The following is a 22,005-nucleotide window of genomic DNA, read 5'->3' as shown; positions in this document are numbered from 1 at the left end:
CTGGAGTCTTAATGAGAGTCGATCTAGACACTGAGGCCACCGACCTCGATGGTTTCCCGCGTTTTCAGCGGGCAATGGTTCATGCGCGCAAGCTGATGGTGCTGATGTACCTGGCGCTGCTGGCAGCTGGGCTGCTGTTGGCGATACAGGGGCTCATCGGGATATTCAGCCCAGACTCCTACTGGTTGGTCCTGCTCGCGGTCAATGGCGCAATGCTGTTGCTGTTGGCGGGCGCCGCCCAGTCGGCCTGGCAGGTGGCCAGCTGGCGTGCCACTGCCAGGGGCGAGGTGCCCGTCCCGCTGATGTTCTGGCGCTCTGCCGGCGAAACCGTCGAGCCTGAGTCGCTCAGCCGTTTCGATCGCTGGTGTCGGCAGGTCGCTGACGGCTGCCGACGGCAGTGGCGCAAGCTTGGCGCAGAAGCCCCCTGGCTTATGGGCCTGGCGGTGCTGGCCCTGCTGCTGGTCAAGGGTGCTTGGCGCTTTGACCTGCCGACACCGACGGTGGCAGGGCAAGTGACCTGGGTTGCCATCGGCCTGTTGGCCGTTTGCGCATTCGGCCTGGTCGTGCTCGAACGCCACCTGATGGCCGAAAGCGAGGCGACCTGGCCCGAGGCTGGCGCGCTTGCAGCCACGTTGCGGCTGGCCATCGCCGTGCAGGTGCTGACCATTGCCTGCCTGGCCTGTGTTGACGGCGAGCGGCTGTGGCCGGCGCGCCTGGCGGTGCTGATTGGTGTGTTGCCTGGCCTGGCAGCGCTCGAACTGCTGATACGCGCCGCGCTGTCGATGTTCCGCCCCTCGCGCCCAAGTGAAGAGCCGGCGCTGGTGGCACGTAGCCTGGCGGGTGACTTCCTGCAATGGCCACCGCGGCCCCTGGCCGTGCTGCAGGACGAACTGCACCAGCGCCTGGGCATCGACCTGCGCCAGGTATGGGCGTTTGCCTTCATGCGTCGGGCGTTCCTGCCGGTGGCGGCGCTGGTGGCGCTGGTCGGTTGGTTGCTGACCGGCATCATCGAGGTGCCGACCAACAACCGCGCGGTTTACGAACGCTTTGGCAAGCCCGTGGCGGTGTACCCGCCGGGCCTGCATGCTGGCTTGCCCTGGCCATTTGGCAAGGTGCTGTGGGTGGACAACAGCATCATCCATGAATTGGCGACCACAACAGCCGAAGGTACCCCCGAACCCTTGGCGGCCGCCGATGGTGCGCCGCCGACAACGGCCAACCGGTTGTGGGACGCCACCCACCTGAGCGAGAACTCGCAGGTAATTGCCGGTGCCGATGGCGGGCGTCAGGGGTTCCAGATCGTCAACATGGACGTGCGTTTCATCTACCGTATCGGCCTGAGCGACGCGGCCGCCCTGGCGGCGGCCTATCACACCGCTGACGTCGAGCAACTGCTGCGCAGCGTTGCCAACCGCGTGCTGGTCCACGATTTTGCCGTTCGCTCGCTGGATGGTTTGCTGGGCGCCGAACGTGCCGCGCTCGGCCGCGACATCGGCCAGGCGGTGCAGGCCGACCTGGACCGCATGGATACCGGGGTGGAGCTGTTGGCGACCTCGGTGGAGGCGATCCACCCGCCAGCCGGTGCGGCAAATGCCTACCACGCCGTGCAGGCGGCGCAGATCACTGCCCAGGCACTGGTCGCCCGTGACCGCGGGCACGCTGTGCAGAAGGTTGACGAAGCCCGCCAGAGCGCCACGACGTTGACCGACAAGGCCACCGCCGAAGCCCACGAAACACTGGCCAAAGCCGACACTGGCGCATTGCGCTTCGACGCCGAGCACACCGCCTGGCTGCACGCAGGCCAGGCGTTCATCCTCGAACAGTACCTGGAGCGGCTGTCCCAAGGCATGGCGCAAGCGAACAGCCTGATCATCGATCACCGCCTGACGGCGAACCAGGCGCCGACCCTGGACCTGCGCAGCTTTGCAGCGCCCATCGACCCTTCGCAGCCGAAACCCGCATCCGGCCGTACCCAGGAGCGTAACCAGTGAGTTCCCATACCGCCCATGGTCATGACCACGACCACGACCACAATCACGATCATGCCGACATTCACGACCGTGCCCGTCCCGCCTGGCTGCGTGTCGGGATCGCCTTGCTATTGGTCCTGATCATGGCCGCGACAGCCTGTTTCGTGCAGGTTCGTGTCGGCGAAGCAACGGTCATCACGCGCTTTGGCAACCCGTCGCGGGTATTGATCGAGCCCGGGCTCAACTGGCGTTGGCCAGTGCCGTTCGAGGCCGCGGTGCCGGTCGACCTGCGCCTGCGCACCACCTCCAGCGGGCTGCAGGATGTCGGCACACGGGATGGCCTGCGCATCATCGTCCAGGCCTATGTCGCCTGGCAGGTGGCAGCCGACCCGCAGAGCATCCAGCTGTTCATGCGAGCCGTGCAGAACCAGCCCGACGAGGCAGCGCGGCAAATCCGCACCCTGGTGGGCTCGGCCCTGGAAACCACGGCCAGCGGTTTCGAACTGGCCGACCTGGTCAACGTCGATGCCAGCCGGGTGCGCATCGATGGTTTCGAGCAGCGCCTGCGTGAGCAGATCGAGCAGCAACTGATCAACAGCTATGGGGTGCATGTGGTGCAAGTGGGCATCGAGCGGCTGACCTTGCCCAAGGTCACCCTTGAAGCCACGGTTGACCGCATGCGCGCCGAGCGCGAGACCATCGCCACCGAGCGTACTGCCGAAGGCAAGCGCAAGGCGGCCGAGATCCAGTCGGCGGCCGAGCGCGATGCCAGGATCCTGCAGGCCGATGCGAGCGTGAAGGCCGCGCAGATCCAGGCGCAGTCGCAAGTGCAGGCGGCGGACATCTACGGCAAGGCCTATGCCGGTGCGCCGCAGCTGTACACCTTGCTGCGTTCGCTCGATACCCTCGGTTCGGTCATCAACCCCGGCACGCGGTTGGTGTTGCGCACCGACGCAGCGCCGTTCCGCGCCCTGGTCGAGGGGCCTGTGCTGCCTGCGGGGGCTGACCATGGCCAGCCGTGAGCAACAGGTGTCGGCCAGGTTGCCCACTGGCCCCTGGCTGCAAGCAGGGCGTATAGGCTTTCTGGCGTTGTACGCGGTGGCGCTGCTGGCGGCAGTGGGTTGGCTGTTTGGCAATGTGCGTCAGGTCGGGCCGGAAAACCGTGCGGTGGTCTTGCGGCTGGGGGCCGAGGCGCGCATCCAGAACGCAGGCTTGTTGCTGGCCTGGCCTGAGCCCTTCGAGCAGGTGGTGATGTTGCCCTCGGCAGCGCGGGTGACCGAACGCCGGGTCGAGTTGCTGCTGCGCTCGGAGCTTGCGCAGAAATCCGACAAGGACGGCGCGCTGGCCAGCGATGCCACGGCAGGCTCGGGTTATCTGCTGACTGGCGATGCCGGGGCTGTGCAGCTGGACGTGCGGGTGTTCTACACGGTGAGTGACCCGTACGCCTACGCACGCCAGGGCCAACATGTGCAACCGGCGCTGGACCGCCTGGTTGAGCGTAACGCCGTGCAGATCTGCGCCTCGCGCGACATGGATGCCATCCTGGTCGCACGCCCGGAGCTGGTCGGCGGCGATGCCGGGCTGGCCGATCAACGCGAGCGGCTGCGCGGTGACCTGCAGCACGGCATCAATGGCAGCCTGGCCCGCCTGAGTTCAGCCGGTGCCAGCCTGGGGATCGAGGTGGTGCGGGTCGACATCCAGTCGTCGTTGCCGTGGTCGGCCGTCAGCGCGTTCAACGCGGTGCTCACTGCCAGCCAGCAGGCCGAGCAGGCAGTGGCCAAGGCCCGCAATGATGCCGCTCGGCAACTGCAACAGGCCACCCAGGCCGCTGACCGCACCGTGCAGGTGGCCCAGGCTGAAGCGAGTGAGCGGTTGTCACGCGCCCAGGCCGCGACCGCGACGATCGTCGGCTTGAGCCAGCAGCAGGATCCGCAGCTGTTGCTGCGCCTCTACCGTGAGCGGGTGCCGGCGATACTGGCGCGCGCCGGGTCGGTCACCACCGTCAACAAAGATGACGCCGGGCACATGATCCTGCAGGGGCCAGCACAATGAACACGACGCCTACTTGCCATTTCTGGAGCTGCTCGCGATGAGTACTCATCATTGTCAGGGGCACCATCACCATGCCCATACCCACCTCACGTCCGGCTTGCTGTCCAAGGCCGAGCAGCGCACTGCCGCCCGCCAGCTGAGCCTGGCGATGCTGGCCCTGGGGTTGCTGGGGCTGGGGCTGGTGTGGCGCTGGCTGGCGCCGACACAAGAGGGGGTCAGCCAGTTGCTGCTGGGCGGTGCCTCGTTGCTGGTGGCTGTGCCGGTGTTGCGCTCGGCCTGGTACAGCCTGCTGCACCCCAGCTTGCATGGCCTCACCGATCAGCTGATCGCGCTGGCCATGCTGGGTGCCTGGGCAACCGGCGACCTGGCCACCGCGGCACTGCTGCCGATCATCATGATCTTCGGCCACATGCTCGAAGAGCGCAGTGTGCTGGGTTCGCAAGAGGCCATTGCCGCGCTGGGGCAATTGACCCGCAGTAACGCGCGGCTGATCGATATCGATGGCCAGGTGCGTGAGGTCGATAACGCCAGCCTCAAGCCAGGCGACCAGGTCGAGGTGCGCGCCGGTGACCGTGTGCCGGCCGACGGCCTTGTCCTGCAGGGGCAGGCCAGCCTCGATACCGCGCCCATCACCGGTGAGGCGGTGCCGCTGGAAGTGGTCAGTGGCATGGATATCCATGGCGGTTCGATCAACCTGGATGGTTTGCTGCGGGTAGAGGTTACCCGTGTTGGTGATGACTCGACCTTGGGCAAGGTCATCGCCCTGATGCAGCGCGCCGAGCAAGCCAAGCCGCCGATCACCCGGTTGCTCGAACGCCACGCAGGGCGTTACCTGGTGCTGGTCTTGCTGATTGCTGCAGTCACCTGGTTCATCACCCGCGACGCCCAGGCCATGCTGGCCGTGCTGGTGGCTGCCTGCCCCTGCGCCCTGGTGCTGTCGGCACCGGCGACGGCGGTGGCGGGGATTGCCGTCGCAGCCCGGCATGGCATCCTGATTCGCGGTTCGGCCTTTCTCGAAGAGTTGGCCGACTTGTCTTCGCTGGTGATCGACAAGACCGGCACGCTGACCTACGGCGACCTGCGCCTGCGCAGCGTGGTCGGCACTGCGGCGGCATTGCCCCAGGCCGCTATGGTCAAGCTCGCAGCCAGCCTTGGCGCTGCCAGTAGCCACCCGGTCAGTCGGGCCCTCGCGGCGTTGGTACCGCATGAAGAGCATCTGGCGCTGCAGGACATTCACGAGCGCCAGGGCTTTGGTGTGGTGGCGCACACGGCCGAGGGTGAAGCGGCCCTGGGCCGCCCTGAGCTGTTCCGCCAGCTGGGCATGCAGGTGCCACCAGTGCCCGAGCATGACGGGCCGATTGCCGGCCTGGCGCTGAACGGGCAATTCCTCGCCTGGCTGCTGCTGGCCGACCACGTGCGCGCGGAATCTGCAGAGGCCATGCAGCAGTTGCGTGAGCTCGGCCTGCAGCGTCAGTTGCTGTTGACCGGTGACCGCAGCCGAGTCGCCGACGCCATCGCCGCCCAGGTCGGCATGACCCGCGTGGTGGCCGAAGCCCTGCCGGAAGACAAGATGCACCACGTCAACCATGAACTGCAGCTGGGCTTTCGACCTTTGGTAGTGGGGGATGGCATCAATGACTCACTGGCCCTGAAGGCCGGTGTGGTGGGGGTGGCAATGGGCGCCAACGGTGCCGATATTGCCCTGGCGGCAGCAGATATCGTGCTGATCAACGGCGACCTGCGGCGCCTGGCTACCTGCATCCGCCTCAGCCGCCAGTGCCGACGCACACTGCAGGTGAATGTGCTGATCGGCCTGGGCTGGACCTTGGCGATTGTCGTCGCTGCCGCCTTCGGCCTGCTGGGCGCGGCGGGCGCCATGATCGCCGCGCTGTTGCACAACCTCAGCACGCTGTTGGTGCTGACCAATGCCGGGCGCCTGTTGCGCTATGACGAGCGACTGGTGCAGAGCAGCCCGGCAGCGGCGCTGCAGCCCTAGCGGAGCACGGCGTCAGGGCCAGGTTCGTGCCTGGCCGAGCTGCTGCTTGCGCCAGGCGTTGTGCTCCACTCGGCGCTATCGCGTCGCTGCAGGCGGCGGAAGTTGGCGGCGATGCTGTCGATGAGCGGCGCGTCATCGATCGGGTCCAGCCCCGGATAAGGCTTGCCGTGGTAATCGCCGTCATGGGTCAGTACCGCTTCGACTCGTTCGCCGCTGGCGCTGTACAGCTGCTTCATCCGTTGCGCCTCGCGGTCCTTGCTGGCGCTACAGCGCAACGCATAATGGATCGCCAGGGCCGCGCCCAGCTCCAGTGCCGGCGCCGGTATTCCATGCTTGCGGGCCAGGTCGATGCTGCTCAGGATGCGCTCGTTGCGCTGCAGCTTGCGCATAGGGTCGCGCCCCACGCGGGCACAAGGGTCCTTGAACGAACGCTTGCAGCGATCAAGAAAGGCAGCGGCAAAGCGCTCGACCACCTCAGCCATCTGTGGGTACTCGGCCACCAGCGCAGGTGCTACTTCCTGGTGGATCAGGCGCTCGGCCAGCGCGCTCACGCGGGCGTCGCCCATGCCTTGGCCAACCCAGGTGTAGCCCAGCAGGCTGGCGTACCAGGCGATGATGGCATGCGGGCCATTCCACAAGCGGTTCTTGATGATCTGGATCTGGGTGATGTCGGTGACGGTCTTCACCTGCCGCAGCCGTTCCAGCAGATCGCCGCCGCGCTCGACATACAGCGGCATGTCGGGTTCGCTGTTGAACAGCACCAGGTGCATCTGGTTCAGGGCGTTGCTGGACTGGGTGAAGGGCCGAAAGCGGCTGATCAGGCGCTGGTATTCAGCAGTCGGCGCTGCAGGTGCCGGTTCATCCTCAAGGCTGTTCTGGAACATCTGCGACTTGATACGCAATTGCCGAACCAGCGCGTCATTGCTGATCTTCGAGACGATGCGGCTGACCACCGTTTCGACAAAATGGGTCTTCTGCAGCACCTGCCTGGCGATTTCGGGTGCGCACAGCAACGCCAATTGTGCCTGTACCTGCCGGCGCACAAACGCGGCGCCGCCGATCTTGTTCAGCACGATCAGCAGGGTCAGCTCGCGGCCGCGGCGCTCGAAACGTTGCAGCAAGCCCTTGGCAATCACCTTGGCCTGCTGCTGGATCGCCTGCTCGGGCAGGCTCAGGCCGATGATTTCAGCGGCGTTGTACATCTCGATCACCGCGTGCTCATCGTCCATGTCGATCATGCGTACATTTTCAAGGGTCTGGTCGAACGCGCTGGCGCCGTAACGTACGCTGTAGCTGCCGAACGCGGCAACGGTTTCCCGAAGCATGCGCGAGCGGGTCGCGGCGATGATTTCGCAGGGCCGGGTATAGCCGTCCCAGTGGGCGAATACCTGGGTCAGGTAGCCGCCACCGATGGCACCGAAACCATGGATGCCGACACGGAACTGGTTGAGCGAGGCCGGGAACGGCTCGGCGAGTTCCGGCATGCCCAGGTCGGGCACGCACTCGCTCAGGTCGGCGAGGAATTCGGGCATGCTGTGGTAGGCCTTGAGCGCGCCAGCCTTCACCTCAGGTGCAGGCGGCTTGATGTCTTCGATCAGAATGGCCTGGCCTTCGGCGCGGATGGCCGACAGCAGGCCGTTTTCCGAGTCTTCGATCATGAAGCACTGGGCAGGGTCGCAATTGAGAGCGCGGGCCGCCCGCAGGAATATTTCCGGGTGCGGCTTGCCTTGGCTGACTTCATCGCCACAGACGGTGATGTCGAAGTACTTGAGCACGTTGGCATTGATCAGGTACTCCTCGGCAATCGCCCGGCGGCTGGAGGTGGCCACCGCCATGGTCAGGCCAGACTTGCGCAGCCGCTCCAGTACTTCCAGCAAGCCAGCCTTCAGCGGCACGCCGTGGCTGCGTACGTATTCCAGCTCCAGCTCATCGGCTCGCTGGCGAATCTGTGCGTAAGGGAAGTCTTCGCCATTGTGGGCCTTGGCGAGGGCTTCGGCCTTTTTCGCACTCAGGCCCAGCGAGCCGATCAGCGTCTGCTCGCTCAAGGCCTTGCCGAAGATTTCCAGTGAGGCCTGTTTCAACGTCTTGAAACGCAAGCGCTCGGTGTCGAACATCGTGCCATCCATATCGAAGATGGCGCTGAGAATTTTTTTACCCTGAAACAAGATCATTGGTGGTTGCCCCTGATTATTTGCGTGAAATCCCTCGCCTCCAGCGACTGAATGGCGAGTCAATGCGCGTCGACTGCAGCGTGGGCAGTCAGGTAGGGGGCATGCGATCTACAGGGGGGCGCTCGGGCTTGACCCAGAGGTAGGGTGGTACGGCGCGGGGCGTGCAGAGGAGGGTGACGAGCTTCGAGGCAATGCGGGTGCTGCGTTTGAGTTTGGATTCACGCCCACTGGCTGCAGCCTTGCTGGCAGACAATGGGCGCACATAGCGATGGATACGTGTGATTCCAAGCATGAGGTGCTGTTCTTCCTTTTCTGGTGACTGACGTTCCTTTTTTACCCTTGCATGTATGCGCAAGCAGATGCAAGGCGCAAGCAACATCCGTTCGGTTACCGAACAGAAGCCGCATTCGCGCACTCAAGCCTTCAGCGGCAACTCCGATAGCTGCTCACCCACCGTCGAAACCTCGACCAGAAGTGGCGCCAACAAGCACTAGAGGAGTACTGCCCGCATGTTTGCCGACCTGAAGATCCGTACCGGAATGTTCTGGGTGCTGTTGCTGTTCAGCCTGACCTTGCTGTTCTCCACCGTCAGTGCCTGGCGGGCGGCGCTGGGCAGCGACGAGCAGATCACCGAGCTGGACCAGACCGCACACCAGTCGGATCGGTTGAACAATGCCCTGCTGATGGCAATCCGTTCCAGTGCCAATGTGTCTTCTGGCTTCATCGAGCAACTGGGCGGCCACGACGACAGCGCGAACAAGCGCATGGCGCTCTCGGTCGAGCTGAACGACAAGAGCCAGCAGCTGATCGATGAATTCGTCGAGCAGGTTCAGGAACCTGCGCTGCATGCGGTGGCCCAGGAGCTGCAAGCCACGTTCGGCGAGTATGCCAAGGCAGTGGCCGGCCAGCGCGCAGCCACGCAGCAACGCTCGCTGGAGCAGTACTTCAAGGTCAACACCGATGCCGGTAATGCCATGGGCCGGCTGCAGGCGCTGCGCCAGCAACTGGTCGCCGCCTTGAGCGAGCGCGGCCAGCAGATCATGCTGGAATCCGACCGCCGCCTTGGGCGTGCACAACTGCTGAGCCTGGGGCTGCTGGCGGTGACATTGCTGCTCGCCGGGCTGTGCTGGGCGTTCATCGCCCAGCGCGTGCTGCACCCGCTGGGCGAGGCTGGCCGACACTTTCAGCGGATTGCCGGCGGCGACTTGAGCGTGCCAGTCGAAGTGCATCGGCGCAACGAGATCGGCCAGTTGTTCCATGAGCTGCAGCGCATGCAGCAGAGCCAGCGCGAGACCCTGAGCGGGATCAGCAACTGCACCCGGCAACTGGCCGACGCGGCGGGTGCCTTGAACACGGTCACCGAACAAAGCGCCAACCACCTGCGCCAGCAGGGCCAGGAGCTGGAGCAGGCCGCCACCGCCGTCACCGAAATGACCACGGCGGTGGAGGAGGTCGCGCGCAATGCCGTCACCACCTCCCAGGCTACCCAAGAGTCCAACCAGCTGGCGGAAAAAAGCCGTCAGCAAGTCAGCGAAAATATCGATGGCACCCAGGCCATGACCCAAGAGATCCAGACCAGCAGCGCTCACCTTGAGCAGCTGGTGGGCCAGGTCCGGGATATCGGCAAGGTGCTTGAAGTGATCCGTTCGGTGTCCGAGCAGACCAATTTGCTGGCGCTCAACGCGGCCATCGAGGCGGCCCGCGCCGGGGATGCCGGGCGCGGCTTTGCCGTGGTGGCCGATGAAGTGCGTACGCTCGCCTACCGCACCCAGGCCTCGACCCAGGAAATCGAGCAGATGATCGGCCGCGTGCAACAGGGCACCGAAGCGGCTGTTGCCTCGATGCAGGCCAGCACCAGCCGCGCCCAGTCGACACTCGACGTCACCCTGGCCTCAGGCCAGGTACTGGAAGGCATCTACAGCGCCATCGGCGAGATCAACGAACGCAACCTGGTGATTGCCAGCGCAGCGGAAGAACAGGCGCAGGTGGCGCGCGAGGTGGACCGCAACCTGCTGAACATCCGCGAGCTGTCGAGCTATTCGGCGGCGGGTGCGCAGCAGACCAGCGAGGCCAGCCAGGCGTTGTCCGTGCTGGTCGGGGAGATGACGGCGCTGGTGGGGCGGTTCAAGGTCTGAGGCTCAGCTTTCCTTGCCCAATACGTAACGGTCGAACTGCTCGATGTACTCGTCGACGTTATCTTCCAGCATCATCCGGTACTGCTCGCTGAAGTACTTCAGGATTTCTTCGCGCGCCGCGGCCATTTCGGCGCCGGACTTGAAATTGCGGGCGCTGAGCCAGGCACTGAAGCGGCTGGCGGCAAAGGTCATCGAGGCGCTGACCTTGCCGACGTCGGCGAGTGTGTCGATCTGCTGGTTGGCCAGGTCGATATGCGCATCGGCACGGTCGTAGAATGCCTGGTCGGTGGCTTGGGTCATGGGGGTACCTGTGTGGGCCTGTCGTGCGGGGCGCAAAGCATGCCACAGCGGGTACCCCGGCGGCAGCAATTACCGGTGGCGGTTTATCCGGCCACGGAACGCCGGCGCTTGTTGCGGTACATGTCGTCATCGGCGCAGTTGAGCAGGGTGTCGATGTCTGCGCCATCGGCCGGGTAGCAGGCCACGCCGATGCTGCAGGACGGCATGGGCAGCGCACGCAGCCCGCTGGCCAGCGGCGCTGCCATGGCGGCGAGGATCTGCGCCATCTTCTCGGCTACCGCGCCCACCGAGCTCAAGTCGGTCAGCAGCACAGTGAACTCGTCGCCGCCCATGCGCGCCACCGTGTCGTGCTGGCCGACACAGTCTTCCAGGCGCCGCGCGACCGCGCACAGCACCTGGTCACCGACGGCATGCCCGTGCACATCGTTGATGCCCTTGAAGTCGTTGATGTCGAGGAACAGCAGCGCAAACGGGCGGGCATGGTGCAGCGCGCTGGCCAGCCGCTGGTTGAACAGCGAGCGGTTGCACAGCCGGGTCAGCGGGTCGTGGTGGGCGAGAAAGCGCAGTTCCTGCTCGGCCTGGGCCAGCGCCGTGACGTTGCGCGCCACGCCGATGCGCGCGCCCACTTCTTCGGACCAGAAGGCCGACCAGAGTATGTGAACCACGCCACCGTCCTTGCGCAGGTAGCGATTGCGGAAGTCGCAATGCGGCTGGCCATTCATCACCCGGATGATCGAGGCGCGTGTGGTTTCCAGGTCGTCGGGGTGCATGTACCGGGTGATCGGGGTGCCGATCAGCTCGTCGGCGCGGTAGCCGAGCAACGGCTCGCAGGCATTGCTGACGAACACGATGGTGTTGTCCCGGTCGACCACGAACACGGTGTCCAGCATCAGCTGGATCAGCTTGGGGTAAAGAGCTTGCAGGTCAACGGGCATAGGGGCGTCCGGTGCGTCGGGCTCGGGCGTGGCCAGCATACACAGTGGCGGGCAGGTTCCACCAGCGGCCATTGATGCAGATATACTCCGCGGTCGTTTTGAGTATTCAGGAGTCGTTCATGCAGCAGGTTCTGCTCATCGTTGATGTCCAGTCCACCTTCAGCCCCCCCGAGTGGCTGGTGGACGGCATTCGTCTGTTGTCAGCGAGGATTCCGTCGGTCGCCTCGGTCGAATTGCACGATGAACAGGTGACGCCGTTCCAGCGCCAGCTCGGCTGGCACCCGGCGGCCGAAGACGAGTGCCTGGTCGAAGTGGACCAGGTGTTCATCAAGCATGGCTATGGCCAGACTGCCGAGACCATCGCCCATATCAGGCAACTGGGCGTGGAGCGCGTACTGGTTTGCGGCATGCAGACCGAGACTTGCGTGCTGGCGGCGGGCTTTGCGCTGTTCGATGCCGGGTTGTGCCCGACGCTGGTGACCGACCTCACCGTCGGTTCATCGCTGGACCGCTCCGGCAAGCTGGGCACCGACCTCTGGAAGCACCACTTCGGCAACGTGACCACACGGGCCGAGGTGATGGCCGAGGTCGCGCAGTCGGGCCACTGAGAAAACCGCGAAAAGCCAGCGCGCATCGTTTAGCATGGGGGCGCCGATGCACCTGGCTCCCCATCCTTGTCGAAACGCGTTAGCTCCCCCATGACTGCCTTCTACCTCAAGTTTCTCATCACCCCCACGCTCATGCTGGCCATCTCCTTGGCAGCCAGGCGCTGGGGTACGCAAATCGGCGGCCTGCTTTCCGGGCTGCCGGTCACTTCAGCTTTGGTTGTGCTGTTTCTCAGCCTTGAGCAGGGCCCGGGTTTTGCCTTGCAGGCGGTGCCCGGGGCACTGGCAGGCCTGGCGGCAGTGCAGGCGACCTACCTGTTCTACTACCTGGTGACGCGACGGGTTGGCGCCTTGCCCGGCTGCATCGCTGCGCTGGCGGTGTATGCCGCTACGGCAGCATTGATGAGCCACCTGGGCTGGGTGGCGTTGTCGGTGGTGGTGACGCTGGTGCTGCTGAGCCTGATCATCGTCGTCACCTCGCAACCGGCGCCCACCGGCAACGCCAAGGTGGTGCAACTGCCGCGCTGGGTGATCCCGATGCGCATGCTCACAGCCACCGCGCTGCTGGTGGCGATCACTGCCAGTGCAGAGTGGCTGGGGCCGGTGGCCAGCGGCCTGTTGGCGCCGATCCCGGTGATTGCCTGGCCGCTGGCGGTGTTCGCCCATGTTCAGGGTGGGCACCACGAACTGGGGGCGATCGTGCGCGGCAACGCCATTGGTGCGGTGGGCGTACTGGGCTTCTACCTGGCGGTCAAAAGCACCATCGCGCAGTGGGGCAGCGTGCCGTCCATTGCCGCCGCCGTGGTGCTGGCCGTGGTCGCCACCTTCGCCCTGGCCAAGCTGCTGGAGCGCCGCCGGGCGTAATTGTCACGGCGTTTCGTGCTGCCCGGCAGCGGCCGGGTATTGCGCATCACTGACCTGCTCCAGCCAGTCGACCACCTTGCCGTCCTGCGCCTCGGCGATGGCGACATGGCTCATGCCGGTGCTCGCCGAGGCACCGTGCCAATGCTTGGTGCCGGCAGGAATCCACACCACATCGCCCGGGCGGATCTGCTGCACCGGTTCGCCCCATTGCTGGACCCAACCGGCGCCCGCCGTGACCAGCAAGGTCTGCCCCAGCGGGTGGGTGTGCCAGGCGGTACGGGCGCCGGGCTCGAAGGTGACGCTGGCGCCACCGACCCGCGCCGGTGCTGCAGCCTGGAACGGTGAATCGATACGTACCCGGCCGGTGAAGTACTGTTCGGGGCCGACCTGGGACGGCTGTGCCCCGGCGCGATTGAGGGTGATCATCGTGGGTTCCTCGGCGTATGCGATTGGGGCAGCCAGCAACAGCGCTGCCATCAGTGTGTTGTTCATCGGTTCATGTCTCGCTTGGAAAGTCGGTGGAAGCCGCCAGTGCGGTTTGTGTCTCGAAGTCGGCGACGCGCCTGCGTAACGTGTCCAGGGTGCTTTGCAGCGCTAGCGAGCCCAGCACCATGCGCAGTGGCGCCGGGTTCAGGTCGGCACTCTCGATGATGCGTGCCGCCATGCGTGCGGGGTCGCCGGGGGCCAGGCCGTTGGCCGGGTCGAGCATGCGCAGGAAGGCGTGCGCCGGAGTTGCGTGGTAGACGGGCAGCAGGTCGGCCACCTGGGCGCTGGCGTAACGGAACTCGGTGCGTGCGCCGCCCGGCTCGACCAAGGTCATGCCTATGCCGAACGGGGCCACTTCCTGGGCCACCGACTCGACGAAGCCTTCGATGCCCCACTTGGTCGCGTGGTACAGCGAGTTGCCGGCAAATGCGACCTGGCCGCCATAGGAGGAGATCTGGATGATCCGGCCTCCACCCTGAGCCCGCATGTGCGGTAGCACCGCGCGGATCAGCTGGATCGAACCGGTCAGGTTGGTGGCGATCATCTGCTCGATCTGGCCGTCACTCAACTCTTCAGCAGCGCCGAACAGGCCGTAACCGGCGTTGCTGATCAGCACATCGATACGCCCGAAACGCTCGATGGCCTGTGCCACCACCCGTCGTACGGCTTGCACATCGGTGACGTCGAGCTGCTCGACGCTCAGCGTCCGGGCAAAGCGTTCGGCCAACTCGGCCACCTTGCTTCGCTCGCGTACGGTGCCGAGCACTCGGTCACCGCGGCTCAGCAGCTGTTCGGCCAGGGCGCGGCCAAAGCCACTGCTGATGCCGGTAATGAACCAGGTACGGGTTGTCATTTGCCATGCCCTCAAATGTTGCGGATTGCATGGCGACCACTGTAGCGGCGAGATCAGTGATTGATTAGGTGGCTAAGTCCACATGCAGTCATGAATCCAGCTCATCAATCTTGAGGGTGGCGATAGCGCAAGGCCTCGATCAGCACGGCCATGGCCTTGGACGACTGCCGGCGGCTCGGGTAGTACAGGTGATAACCGGGGAAGGTCGGGCACCAGTCTTCCAGCACCGCTTCAAGGCGCTGCTCGGCCAGTGCCTCGCTGACCATGTCGCTGGGCAGGTAAGCCAGGCCGAAGCCGGCCAGGGCAGCCTTGAGCATCTGCGTGCTGTTATTGAAGGTCAGCTGGCCGTCGACGCGCACCTTGTGTTCGCGGCCGTGCTGCTCGAACTCCCAGGCCATCAGGCCACCATGGGTCGGCAGGCGCAGGTTGATGCACGTGTGCTCGACCAGGTCCTGCGGGGTGAGCGGGCGTGGCCGGGCGGCAAAGTAGCCGGGCGAACCGACCACCGACATGCGCAGGTCCGGCGCGATGCGCACCGCGATCATGTCCTTGGCCACCTGGCCACCCAGGCGGATGCCGGCGTCGTAGCGCTGCGCGACGATGTCGGCAAGGCCGTAGTCGATGGTCACTTCGACCTTGATCCCGGGGTATTGCACAAGCAGTTTCTCCAGCGCCGGCCATAGCACGGTGGCGGCGGCGTGCTCGGCGGTGGTCAGGCGCAAACTGCCGACCGGTTCGCCGCTGAGGCTCTTGAGCTCGGCCAGTTCGTTCTCGATTTCCGCAAAGCGCGGTGCCAGCGTCTGCAACAGGCGCTCACCGGCGTCGGTGGGGGAAACACTGCGCGTGGTGCGGGTCAGCAAGCGCAGCTCCAGGCGTGCTTCCAGCGCCCGGATGGTATGGCTCAGCGCCGACTGCGACACGCCCAGTTGCGCCGCTGCGCGGGTGAAGCTGCCTTCCCGGGCGACCATGACGAAGGCCATCAGGTCATTGAAGTTCTCGCGCGGCATTGGCCTTTCCTGTGCTGTGACTGCCGGCAGATTAGCACTTGGCGTGTGTATCACTGTGTATCTGCGCGTCAACTGCAGCCATTGGCTTACAAATGCAACGCCTTGCGGATACGCCCGGGATACATGCCTGGGGCCAAATGAGCCAGCCCGAACGAACACGCCTTATGGCCCGCGTTCCCTGGCTCTTTCGCCCTTGAGGCATGACCGTATGACTATCAGGAGAAACACCATGACCCGTATCCAGTTCCCCAACAAGACCCGTCTCGGCCTGCTCGGCATCGCTCTGGTGGGCGGTATCAACCTGGCGTCCTCGGCCTTTGCCGTCGAGGCATTGCCACAAGGCTACCAACTGGCGGCTGCGGAAAAGACCGGGGAGGGCAAGTGTGGGGAAGGCAAGTGCGGCGCCAGCGGCGCCAAGGCCAAAGCCACCCAGGCCGAAGGCAAGTGCGGTGAGGGCAAGTGTGGTGCCAGCGGCAAGGCCAAGGTTACTCAGGCTGAAGGCAAATGCGGTGAAGGCAAGTGTGGCGATGCTTCGTTTGCCCGCACCGACGCCGACCATGACGGCCGCGTTTCCCGTGCCGAACTGCTGGCGGTCGCCCCGGGTGCCGGCGCCGAGTTCGATGCGATCGACGCCAACCACGACGGCTACCTTTCCGAGGCCGAGGTCTACCAGTTCCGCAAGCACCAGTTCGACGCCAACGGCAATCCCTTCCCGACCGACCTGTACAGCAAGCTGAGCCAGGCGAAGAACTGACCCTCGACAGCATCCTCCCCAGGCGCAGGCCGGGGAGGGCGCTGCACCTCAAGGAGCATGCCGATGAACCCTTCATCTATCCTGCAGGGTGCGGGCCTGGGCTTGCGCCGCGCGCTGTTGCCCGAACTGCTGAACATGGACGCCGGTGCCGTGGATTTTCTCGAATGCGCCCCGGACAACTGGATCGGTGTCGGTGGTGCCTTCGGCGAAGGCCTGGCGCAACTGGCCGAGCGCTATCCGCTGGCCTGCCATGGCCTGTCGCTATCGCTGGGCGGGCCGGCACCGCTGGACCATGGCTTCCTGCGCCAGATCCGCGCATTTCTCGACCGTCATCAAGTACCGCTGTTCAGTGAACACCTGAGTTACTGCGCCGATGACGGTCATCTGTACGACCTCATTCCGATGCCTTTCACTGACGAAGCTGTGCGCCATACCGCCCAGCGGATTGCTGAAGTCCAGGATGCCCTTGGCCGGCGCATTGCCGTGGAGAACATCTCGTACTACGCCGCGCCGTACCAGGCGATGTGCGAAATCGAGTTTCTGCAGGCGGTGTTGAGCGAGGCTGACTGCGACCTGCTGCTGGACATCAACAATATCGTGGTCAATGCCTGCAATCATCGCTACGACGCCGCCCAGTTCCTCGCCCAGGTGCCGGCCGAGCGGGTGGTCTGCCTGCATGTGGCCGGGCACTACGACGAAGCGCCTGACCTTAAGATCGATACCCATGGCGCCAGCGTCAAGGCGGATGTCTGGAGCCTGCTGGCCAGTGCCTACCAGCACCTGGGGCCGGTACCGACCTTGCTCGAGCGCGACTTCAACCTGCCACCGCTGGCCGAACTGCTGGCCGAAGTGCAGCATATTCGCAGCCTGCAACCCATCGCGCAGACGCTGGCGGTGCGCCATGGCTGACTCGTTGCGCGAACAGCAACTGCGCATGGCCGGCCATATCCGTGACCCGCAGGCCAACCCGCCACCTGCCGGTATCGAAGCGCGGCGCCTGGCGATGTACCGGCAACTGTTCTTTGGCAACCTGCAGTCGCTGCTGGCCGGTAGCTTTCCGGTGCTGCATGCCAGCCTCGCCGCCAAGCACTGGCAAGCCTTGTGCGAAGACTTCTATGCCAACCATCGCTGCCAGACGCCGCTGTTCACCGAAGTGGGCGGCGAGTGGGTCGGCTACCTGCAAGGGCGCACCGATCAGCCCGGCTGGGTCGCCGAACTTGCCCATTACGAATGGATCGAGACGGCGTTGCTGCTGAGCGATGCCGCTGAACCTGAGCATGACCCTGAAGGCGATCTGCTCGATGGTGTACCGGTGTTGTCCAGCCTCGCCATGCCGCTGGCCTATGCCTGGCCGGTCAGCCACATCGGGCCGCAGCATCTGCCGGGTGCGGCACCCGCCGAGCCGACACTGCTGCTTGCCCACCGAGGTGCAGGCCACAAGGTGGCCTTCTCGCGCCTTGCGCCGTTGGCCCATGCACTGTTGGCGTCGTTGCAAGCTCAGCCACTGAGCGGGCGTGAACACCTGGCAGCGCTGGCCGAGGCTGTCGGCGTCGACCCCGCCGCCATCCAGGCGCCGGGCCTTGCACTACTGCTCAGCCTGAAAACCCAGGGCGTCGTGCTCGGTAGCCGCCGGGGCTAGGCCATTGAGCAGCAGGCGCAGCGAAGAGTCGGCTGCGGCCTGGTAGTCGATACGTTGCCCGGCCTGGCTGGGGGCGTGCCAGCCCAGGCCGAGGCAGGACTGGGCGATGGCCCACACCGACGGCAACACATGCTCCGGGTTCACCGGCGCCAGCTTGCCGCTGCTGATCCACTGGCGCACATGCCCGGTGTTTTCCCGTGCCTGCTGCGCCCAGTGCTCGAGAAAGTTGCCAGGAATGCGCTGGCCACCCTCCTTGAGCTCCTGCAGCAGCACTTTCGAGGCGAACGGCCGGTGCTCGAACAGGCTGATCAGCGCTGTGACTGTGCGGCCCAGCGCCTGCAGCGGTTCGTCTTCGCCAGTGAACGGCGCGCAGGCCTGCAGGTAGCAGGGGGCGATATCCTCCAGCACCTTGCTGTAGATGTTGGCCTTGGACTTGAAGTAGTAGAGCACGTTGGAGCGGGGCAGGCTGGCCAGCGAGGCAATCGCCGAGAGCTTGGTGGCGGCATAGCCCTGCTGGGCGAAGGCCTCGCCGGCGGCGTCGAGAATGACCCGGCGCACCGGCGCGCTCAGGGTGTCCTCGGTTACTCGCGGCAGTTCGAACGGCATGATGTACACGGCAACGTTTCCTGGCTGCGCCGGTGCGGTTACCTGGGCGCTGAACAAATGAGAATCGCAATATACAAAAATATACAGCGATTGTGCGCAGGAATATTGCCCTGGCGGTCAGGTGATCGCCTTGGCTGCCGTCAGCACCAACCCACGCAGCCACTTGGAAGACTGCGCCCGGTGCTTGCGCGCATGCCACAGCTGGTAATAGCGCAAGGGTTGCGCGGTGACCGGGAACGGCTCGATACGCACTGGCAGCAGTTCGGCGTAGTGCCTGGCGAACGCGCGGGTGGTGGTGAACACCAGGTTGGACTTCATCAGTGCATAAGGGGCCAGGCAAAAGTATGGCAGGGTGGTGGTCACGCGTCGGGCCAGGCCGCTTTTGTCCAGTTCGGCGCCGATCGTGCCTTGGCCGCAGGCGCCGAGGGTCAGCACGTCGAGGTGGTCCGCCTGCAGGTAGGCCTCACGGGTCAGGCCACCGGGGGGGACCGGGTGATCATCGCGTACCAGGCAGACCAGGTCATCGTCGCACAGGGCCTGCAGGTGCAGGTGCTGCGCGGGGCTGCGCCAGTTGCCGATCACCAGGTCCAGCGTGCCATCTTCCAGCCCGCGCGTGTAACCGCCCTCGGCCTGCAGGTGGGTCAGCTCCAGGGTGGCCAGCGGGGCCTGGGCGTGGAAGCGTTCGATGATGGCCGGCACGAAGAACACGCTGAGGTAGTCGGGCGTGCTGATGCGAAAATGCTGGCGGGTGGTGGCCGGGTCGAAGCGGTCGATCGGGTCCAGCACCTGCTCGATCCCGGCCAGTGCCTGGGCCAGGGGTTCTATCAGGTGCTCGCCATGGCTGGTCAGCACCATGCGGCTGCCGCTGCGTACCAGCAGTGGGTCGCCAGTGAGCTGGCGCAGGCGCCGCAGGGCCACGCTGACCGCCGGTTGGCTCTGGCCGAGGCGTTCGGCGGTGCGCGACACGCTGCATTCAGACAACAAGGTATGCAGCGTGCGCAGCAGTTGGGTATCGCAATTGGGCACGGCTTTGGCCACGGCAGCCTCGCTCAGGCCCGGGGCATCCGCGCAATGCTCCGGGCCGGTTCTGGTCATTTTGTCGCTATATACTAAACAATATATCGATGCTTGGCTTCGTGCAGCTACCTCCAGTCCGGCAGGGCTTTGAGCAGTTCGGCTTTTTCGCCGGTAGCCGCGCCCATCAGCACAAAACCCTGCATCTGCCGTTGTGAGTCGTGGAAGACCGCACGTACCTGGGCAACGCCCCTGTCGCAGTGGCCCAGCAACTCGGTCGACCAGGCGCCCTGGTCCGCCAGTGGCGTGGCCACCACAGTGGGCAGCACGCTGGTTTTAACCGTCACCGGCATGGCCGGGTAGGCAACCGGCGTCAGCTGGCCGGCCAGTGTGCGCGCCAGGGCGCGGGCCTGGAGCATGATCGGCAGCACGTAGGGCAGCACCAGCCCATGCACCTCGGCACAGTCGCCCAAGGCGAAGATATTGCTGGCACTGGTCTGCAGGCAGGCATCGGTGACGATGCCGCTGGCAACCGCAAGCCCGGCGCTGCGCGCCAGTTCCACCCGCGGGGCCAGGCCAATGGCGCTGAGCACGTAGTCCACTTCCAGCACCTGGTCATCTGCCATCAGCACCTGCAACGCCGCGCCCTTGCGCTGCACGGCGACGGGCGTGGTGCCCAGCGCCAGGGTGACGCCGAGCGAAGTCAGTGCGCTGGCCATTGCGGCACCTGCCGCCTCTGGCAGCAGCCGGCTCAATGGCCAGGTGGCGCGGTCGACGAGGGTCACCGCATGGCCGGCGTGCCCCAGGTCATTGGCGAATTCGCAGCCAATCAACCCGCCACCGAGGATCGCGACCCGGCTGGCCTGGCCGATCTGCTGGCGAAAGTGGCGGTAGTCGTCCAGGTCGTTGACGGTGATGATGGCCGGCACGCCGTCACCTTCCAGCGCCGGGCGCCGTGGGTCTGCGCCCAACGCCAGTACCAGCGCGCTGTAGCGCTGCGCCTGGCCGGCGACATACACACACTGGCCGTGGGCGTCGATGCGTTCCACGTGGCTGCCGGTGACCACGCTGGCAGCCAGTTGCTCGGCCATCTGCGCGGCGCTGGCAGTGACCAGTTGCTCGGGCAGCCTGCCACTTTGCAAGGCGTTGGAAAGCGCGGGCTTGGAGTAGAACTCGCCACCATCGCGGGTGATGATCATGATCGGTACCCCGGCGTCGAGCTTGCGCAGTTCACGCGCCACGGTATAACCGGCCAGCCCCGAACCGAGGATCACTATCGGGTCCGGTGCCTGCGGGGCAGGCGGTTGCAGCGCATCGGCATCCAGCGGCAGGCGGACCATGTCGAAGTCACCCTTGCCCACGCCGCATTCCGGGCAGTACCAGTCCTGCGGCACATCTTCCCAGCGGGTGCCCGCCACGATGCCATCGTCCGGTATTCCCAAGGCTTCGTCATAGATGAAGCCGCATACCAGGCATTCCCATTTGTACATGTTCGCTACTCCTCAGGGCATTGGCCTGTCAGCTGGTGAAGGCGCGGCCCAGGCCCAGGGCGCTCAGGGCCCGGCGGTAGGCGGTGGAGGAACGGTCGGCCGGGATATGGATTTCCAGCGAAAGGTCCAGGGGCAGGTCTTCGGGGCGGCACAGCTCGACGATGTCGCGGTCCTCCTCGAACACTTGCTGGTTGAACGCATACACATCGTCCAGCGGCAGGTGCTGGTCGAAGTTGCGGGTGATGGCGCAGAACATCCGGGTCTTGCGCGCCGAGATCGGGCTGGCGGCATTGAGGATGACCAGGCGCTGTTCAGGGTCGGGGAAGTTCACCGCAAGCCGTGCGGTGAATGGCGCGAACACGTCGAACGTGCGCTTCCACTGGAAACCGCTCGGTGCGCGGTGCTGCAGCTGCTTGGGGAAGTTACTGACACTGCTGATGTATTCGGCGTGCATGCCGTGGGCCGTGAGCTCGGCCCTGTAGGTCGGCACCACCGGGTTGTCGCGGTCGGCAAAGGCGTCATGGTGGATCCAGGCGAAGTGGGCGACATCGATGAAACCCTCGACCTGGCGCCCGGCCGAGGCGGCGATGTCGATCGACGGCGGCAGGATGCGCTGGTAACTGTCATCGTGCCAGGAGGGCATCTCGGGGAATGGCGCGTCGCTGCCGGCCATCAGTACCCAGACCAGCCCATAGTCTTCGCGGGCGGTGTACATCTGGATGCGGTGGCGTTCGGTGAGATTGGCATTGGGTTCCGAGGGGATCCGCGTGCAGCGGCCGTCGGTGCCGAAGTGCAGCCCGTGGTACGGGCAGATGATGTTTTCGCCTTGCACCCAGCCGCGGCTCAGCGGTGCGCCACGGTGGCTGCAGATATCGCGGGCAGCGTTGAGCTTGCCGCCGGCGCGGTACAGCACGATGGGCTCATCGAGCAGGGTGACGGCATAGGGTTTGTCTGCCACCTCGGCGCTGAAGGCCACGGGGTGCCAGTGGTGGGTGAGGATTTCACGGTCGTGGGCGCTGAAGGAACTGGTCTTGGTGATCGGGTTCCAGGTCACGCTCTGGCAGGCTGTGGCAGTATCGGGCATTTCGCTTCTCCTTGTTTTCGAATGGCCAGGCCATCCTAGAGAAG

The 22,005-nt window shown here is 65.3% G+C and carries 20 protein-coding genes; 10 read left to right on the top strand and 10 right to left on the bottom strand.

Going from position 1 to position 22,005, the window contains the following annotated elements; genetic code table 11:
* Positions 1-11 precede the first annotated feature (11 nt).
* From hflK (BUQ73_RS13785) to BUQ73_RS13770, 4 genes are read left to right on the top strand one after another with little or no spacing between them, the layout of a single operon-like run.
* A complete protein-coding gene (gene hflK / locus BUQ73_RS13785; RefSeq protein WP_079228427.1) occupies positions 12-1,991 on the top strand; it encodes a protease modulator HflK in 1,980 nt (659 codons plus the stop codon).
* Positions 1,988-2,992 (top strand): protease modulator HflC, encoded by a 1,005-nt coding sequence (gene hflC, locus BUQ73_RS13780; protein ID WP_079228426.1) that lies wholly within the window; start codon positions 1,988-1,990, stop codon positions 2,990-2,992. The genes hflK (BUQ73_RS13785) and hflC overlap by 4 nt, the downstream gene beginning before the upstream one ends.
* Complete coding sequence (hflK, locus tag BUQ73_RS13775) at positions 2,979-4,022, top strand: protease modulator HflK (protein WP_079228425.1); 1,044 nt, start codon at positions 2,979-2,981, stop codon at positions 4,020-4,022. The genes hflC and hflK (BUQ73_RS13775) overlap by 14 nt, the downstream gene beginning before the upstream one ends.
* Before the next feature lie 37 nt (positions 4,023-4,059).
* Positions 4,060-6,018 (top strand): heavy metal translocating P-type ATPase, encoded by a 1,959-nt coding sequence (locus tag BUQ73_RS13770; RefSeq protein WP_079228424.1) that lies wholly within the window; start codon positions 4,060-4,062, stop codon positions 6,016-6,018.
* Here the strand turns inward: BUQ73_RS13770 and mtlD are convergent.
* Positions 6,015-8,189 carry a bifunctional mannitol-1-phosphate dehydrogenase/phosphatase gene (mtlD, locus tag BUQ73_RS13765; RefSeq protein ID WP_079228423.1) on the bottom strand — a complete coding sequence of 725 codons (2,175 nt, stop codon included), beginning with the start codon at positions 8,187-8,189 and terminating at the stop codon, positions 6,015-6,017. The genes BUQ73_RS13770 and mtlD overlap by 4 nt on opposite strands.
* A 509-nt stretch (positions 8,190-8,698) precedes the next feature.
* On the opposite strand from mtlD, the gene BUQ73_RS13760 reads away from it, so the two are divergent.
* A complete protein-coding gene (locus BUQ73_RS13760) occupies positions 8,699-10,324 on the top strand; it encodes a methyl-accepting chemotaxis protein (RefSeq protein WP_079228422.1) in 1,626 nt (541 codons plus the stop codon).
* A gap of 3 nt (positions 10,325-10,327) precedes the next feature.
* On the opposite strand, the gene BUQ73_RS13755 is transcribed toward BUQ73_RS13760, so the two are convergent.
* Both BUQ73_RS13755 and BUQ73_RS13750 read right to left on the bottom strand, forming a co-directional pair.
* A complete protein-coding gene (locus BUQ73_RS13755; RefSeq protein ID WP_060484422.1) occupies positions 10,328-10,624 on the bottom strand; it encodes a DUF3144 domain-containing protein in 297 nt (98 codons plus the stop codon).
* Between the two features lie 83 nt (positions 10,625-10,707).
* Entirely contained in the window at positions 10,708-11,559 is an 852-nt protein-coding gene (locus BUQ73_RS13750) for a GGDEF domain-containing protein (protein ID WP_079228421.1), read from the bottom strand.
* 119 nt (positions 11,560-11,678) lie between these two features.
* Here BUQ73_RS13750 and BUQ73_RS13745 point away from each other — a divergent pair, with 119 nt between their 5' ends.
* Together BUQ73_RS13745 and BUQ73_RS13740 are read left to right on the top strand one after the other, a co-directional pair.
* A complete protein-coding gene (locus tag BUQ73_RS13745) occupies positions 11,679-12,167 on the top strand; it encodes an isochorismatase family protein (protein ID WP_237772774.1) in 489 nt (162 codons plus the stop codon).
* Between the two features lie 90 nt (positions 12,168-12,257).
* On the top strand, positions 12,258-13,028 hold the full coding sequence (locus BUQ73_RS13740; RefSeq protein WP_079228419.1) for a hypothetical protein: 771 nt from the start codon (positions 12,258-12,260) through the stop codon (positions 13,026-13,028).
* 3 nt (positions 13,029-13,031) lie between these two features.
* Here the strand turns inward: BUQ73_RS13740 and BUQ73_RS13735 are convergent, their stop codons facing one another.
* The 3 genes from BUQ73_RS13735 to BUQ73_RS13725 form a co-directional block, all read right to left on the bottom strand.
* Entirely contained in the window at positions 13,032-13,454 is a 423-nt protein-coding gene (locus tag BUQ73_RS13735; RefSeq protein WP_202818634.1) for a cupin domain-containing protein, read from the bottom strand.
* Between the two features lie 70 nt (positions 13,455-13,524).
* Positions 13,525-14,367 carry an SDR family oxidoreductase gene (locus BUQ73_RS13730; protein ID WP_079228417.1) on the bottom strand — a complete coding sequence of 281 codons (843 nt, stop codon included), beginning with the start codon at positions 14,365-14,367 and terminating at the stop codon, positions 13,525-13,527.
* A gap of 104 nt (positions 14,368-14,471) precedes the next feature.
* Entirely contained in the window at positions 14,472-15,374 is a 903-nt protein-coding gene (locus BUQ73_RS13725) for a LysR family transcriptional regulator (RefSeq protein WP_079228416.1), read from the bottom strand.
* Between the two features lie 229 nt (positions 15,375-15,603).
* On the opposite strand from BUQ73_RS13725, the gene BUQ73_RS13720 reads away from it, so the two are divergent.
* The 3 genes from BUQ73_RS13720 (at position 15,604) to BUQ73_RS13710 (ending at position 17,767) form a co-directional block, all read left to right on the top strand.
* Positions 15,604-16,128 (top strand): hypothetical protein, encoded by a 525-nt coding sequence (locus tag BUQ73_RS13720; protein ID WP_027918870.1) that lies wholly within the window; start codon positions 15,604-15,606, stop codon positions 16,126-16,128.
* Positions 16,129-16,191: 63 nt separating this feature from the next.
* A complete protein-coding gene (locus tag BUQ73_RS13715; protein WP_079228415.1) occupies positions 16,192-17,037 on the top strand; it encodes a DUF692 domain-containing protein in 846 nt (281 codons plus the stop codon).
* On the top strand, positions 17,030-17,767 hold the full coding sequence (locus BUQ73_RS13710; RefSeq protein ID WP_079228414.1) for a DNA-binding domain-containing protein: 738 nt from the start codon (positions 17,030-17,032) through the stop codon (positions 17,765-17,767). Before BUQ73_RS13715 ends, BUQ73_RS13710 begins: the two co-directional genes overlap by 8 nt.
* Here the strand turns inward: BUQ73_RS13710 and BUQ73_RS13705 are convergent.
* The 4 genes from BUQ73_RS13705 to BUQ73_RS13690 form a co-directional block, all read right to left on the bottom strand.
* A complete protein-coding gene (locus BUQ73_RS13705) occupies positions 17,714-18,373 on the bottom strand; it encodes a TetR family transcriptional regulator C-terminal domain-containing protein (protein ID WP_079230556.1) in 660 nt (219 codons plus the stop codon). The genes BUQ73_RS13710 and BUQ73_RS13705 overlap by 54 nt on opposite strands.
* Positions 18,374-18,490: 117 nt before the next feature.
* A complete protein-coding gene (locus BUQ73_RS13700; RefSeq protein WP_079228413.1) occupies positions 18,491-19,468 on the bottom strand; it encodes a LysR family transcriptional regulator in 978 nt (325 codons plus the stop codon).
* Positions 19,469-19,515: 47 nt separating this feature from the next.
* Positions 19,516-20,877, bottom strand: coding sequence for an FAD-dependent oxidoreductase (locus BUQ73_RS13695; RefSeq protein ID WP_079228412.1), 1,362 nt, complete (start codon positions 20,875-20,877; stop codon positions 19,516-19,518).
* A 28-nt stretch (positions 20,878-20,905) separates the two neighbouring features.
* Positions 20,906-21,961, bottom strand: coding sequence for a Rieske 2Fe-2S domain-containing protein (locus BUQ73_RS13690; RefSeq protein WP_079228411.1), 1,056 nt, complete (start codon positions 21,959-21,961; stop codon positions 20,906-20,908).
* Positions 21,962-22,005 lie beyond the last annotated feature (44 nt).

This window comes from Pseudomonas putida (assembly GCF_002025705.1).
Lineage (GTDB): Bacteria > Pseudomonadota > Gammaproteobacteria > Pseudomonadales > Pseudomonadaceae > Aquipseudomonas > Aquipseudomonas putida_J.
The sequence above is the reverse complement of the archived record's forward strand: the minus strand, read 5'-3'. Positions and strand labels throughout refer to the sequence as shown.

What these genes read in the sequence shown, in the direction of transcription:
- BUQ73_RS13705 (WP_079230556.1), bottom strand. Translation starts at nt 18,373, where the DNA reads ATGCCGTTCGAACTGCCGCGAGTAACCGAGGACACCCTGAGCGCGCCG.
- hflK (WP_079228425.1), top strand. Translation starts at nt 2,979, where the DNA reads ATGGCCAGCCGTGAGCAACAGGTGTCGGCCAGGTTGCCCACTGGCCCC.
- BUQ73_RS13730 (WP_079228417.1), bottom strand. Translation starts at nt 14,367, where the DNA reads ATGACAACCCGTACCTGGTTCATTACCGGCATCAGCAGTGGCTTTGGC.
- BUQ73_RS13700 (WP_079228413.1), bottom strand. Translation starts at nt 19,468, where the DNA reads ATGACCAGAACCGGCCCGGAGCATTGCGCGGATGCCCCGGGCCTGAGC.
- BUQ73_RS13760 (WP_079228422.1), top strand. Translation starts at nt 8,699, where the DNA reads ATGTTTGCCGACCTGAAGATCCGTACCGGAATGTTCTGGGTGCTGTTG.
- BUQ73_RS13690 (WP_079228411.1), bottom strand. Translation starts at nt 21,961, where the DNA reads ATGCCCGATACTGCCACAGCCTGCCAGAGCGTGACCTGGAACCCGATC.
- BUQ73_RS13770 (WP_079228424.1), top strand. Translation starts at nt 4,060, where the DNA reads ATGAGTACTCATCATTGTCAGGGGCACCATCACCATGCCCATACCCAC.
- BUQ73_RS13745 (WP_237772774.1), top strand. Translation starts at nt 11,679, where the DNA reads ATGCAGCAGGTTCTGCTCATCGTTGATGTCCAGTCCACCTTCAGCCCC.
- BUQ73_RS13715 (WP_079228415.1), top strand. Translation starts at nt 16,192, where the DNA reads ATGAACCCTTCATCTATCCTGCAGGGTGCGGGCCTGGGCTTGCGCCGC.
- BUQ73_RS13725 (WP_079228416.1), bottom strand. Translation starts at nt 15,374, where the DNA reads ATGCCGCGCGAGAACTTCAATGACCTGATGGCCTTCGTCATGGTCGCC.
- BUQ73_RS13720 (WP_027918870.1), top strand. Translation starts at nt 15,604, where the DNA reads ATGACCCGTATCCAGTTCCCCAACAAGACCCGTCTCGGCCTGCTCGGC.
- BUQ73_RS13755 (WP_060484422.1), bottom strand. Translation starts at nt 10,624, where the DNA reads ATGACCCAAGCCACCGACCAGGCATTCTACGACCGTGCCGATGCGCAT.
- BUQ73_RS13750 (WP_079228421.1), bottom strand. Translation starts at nt 11,559, where the DNA reads ATGCCCGTTGACCTGCAAGCTCTTTACCCCAAGCTGATCCAGCTGATG.
- BUQ73_RS13710 (WP_079228414.1), top strand. Translation starts at nt 17,030, where the DNA reads ATGGCTGACTCGTTGCGCGAACAGCAACTGCGCATGGCCGGCCATATC.
- BUQ73_RS13735 (WP_202818634.1), bottom strand. Translation starts at nt 13,454, where the DNA reads ATGATCACCCTCAATCGCGCCGGGGCACAGCCGTCCCAGGTCGGCCCC.
- mtlD (WP_079228423.1), bottom strand. Translation starts at nt 8,189, where the DNA reads ATGATCTTGTTTCAGGGTAAAAAAATTCTCAGCGCCATCTTCGATATG.
- hflK (WP_079228427.1), top strand. Translation starts at nt 12, where the DNA reads ATGAGAGTCGATCTAGACACTGAGGCCACCGACCTCGATGGTTTCCCG.
- BUQ73_RS13695 (WP_079228412.1), bottom strand. Translation starts at nt 20,877, where the DNA reads ATGTACAAATGGGAATGCCTGGTATGCGGCTTCATCTATGACGAAGCC.
- BUQ73_RS13740 (WP_079228419.1), top strand. Translation starts at nt 12,258, where the DNA reads ATGACTGCCTTCTACCTCAAGTTTCTCATCACCCCCACGCTCATGCTG.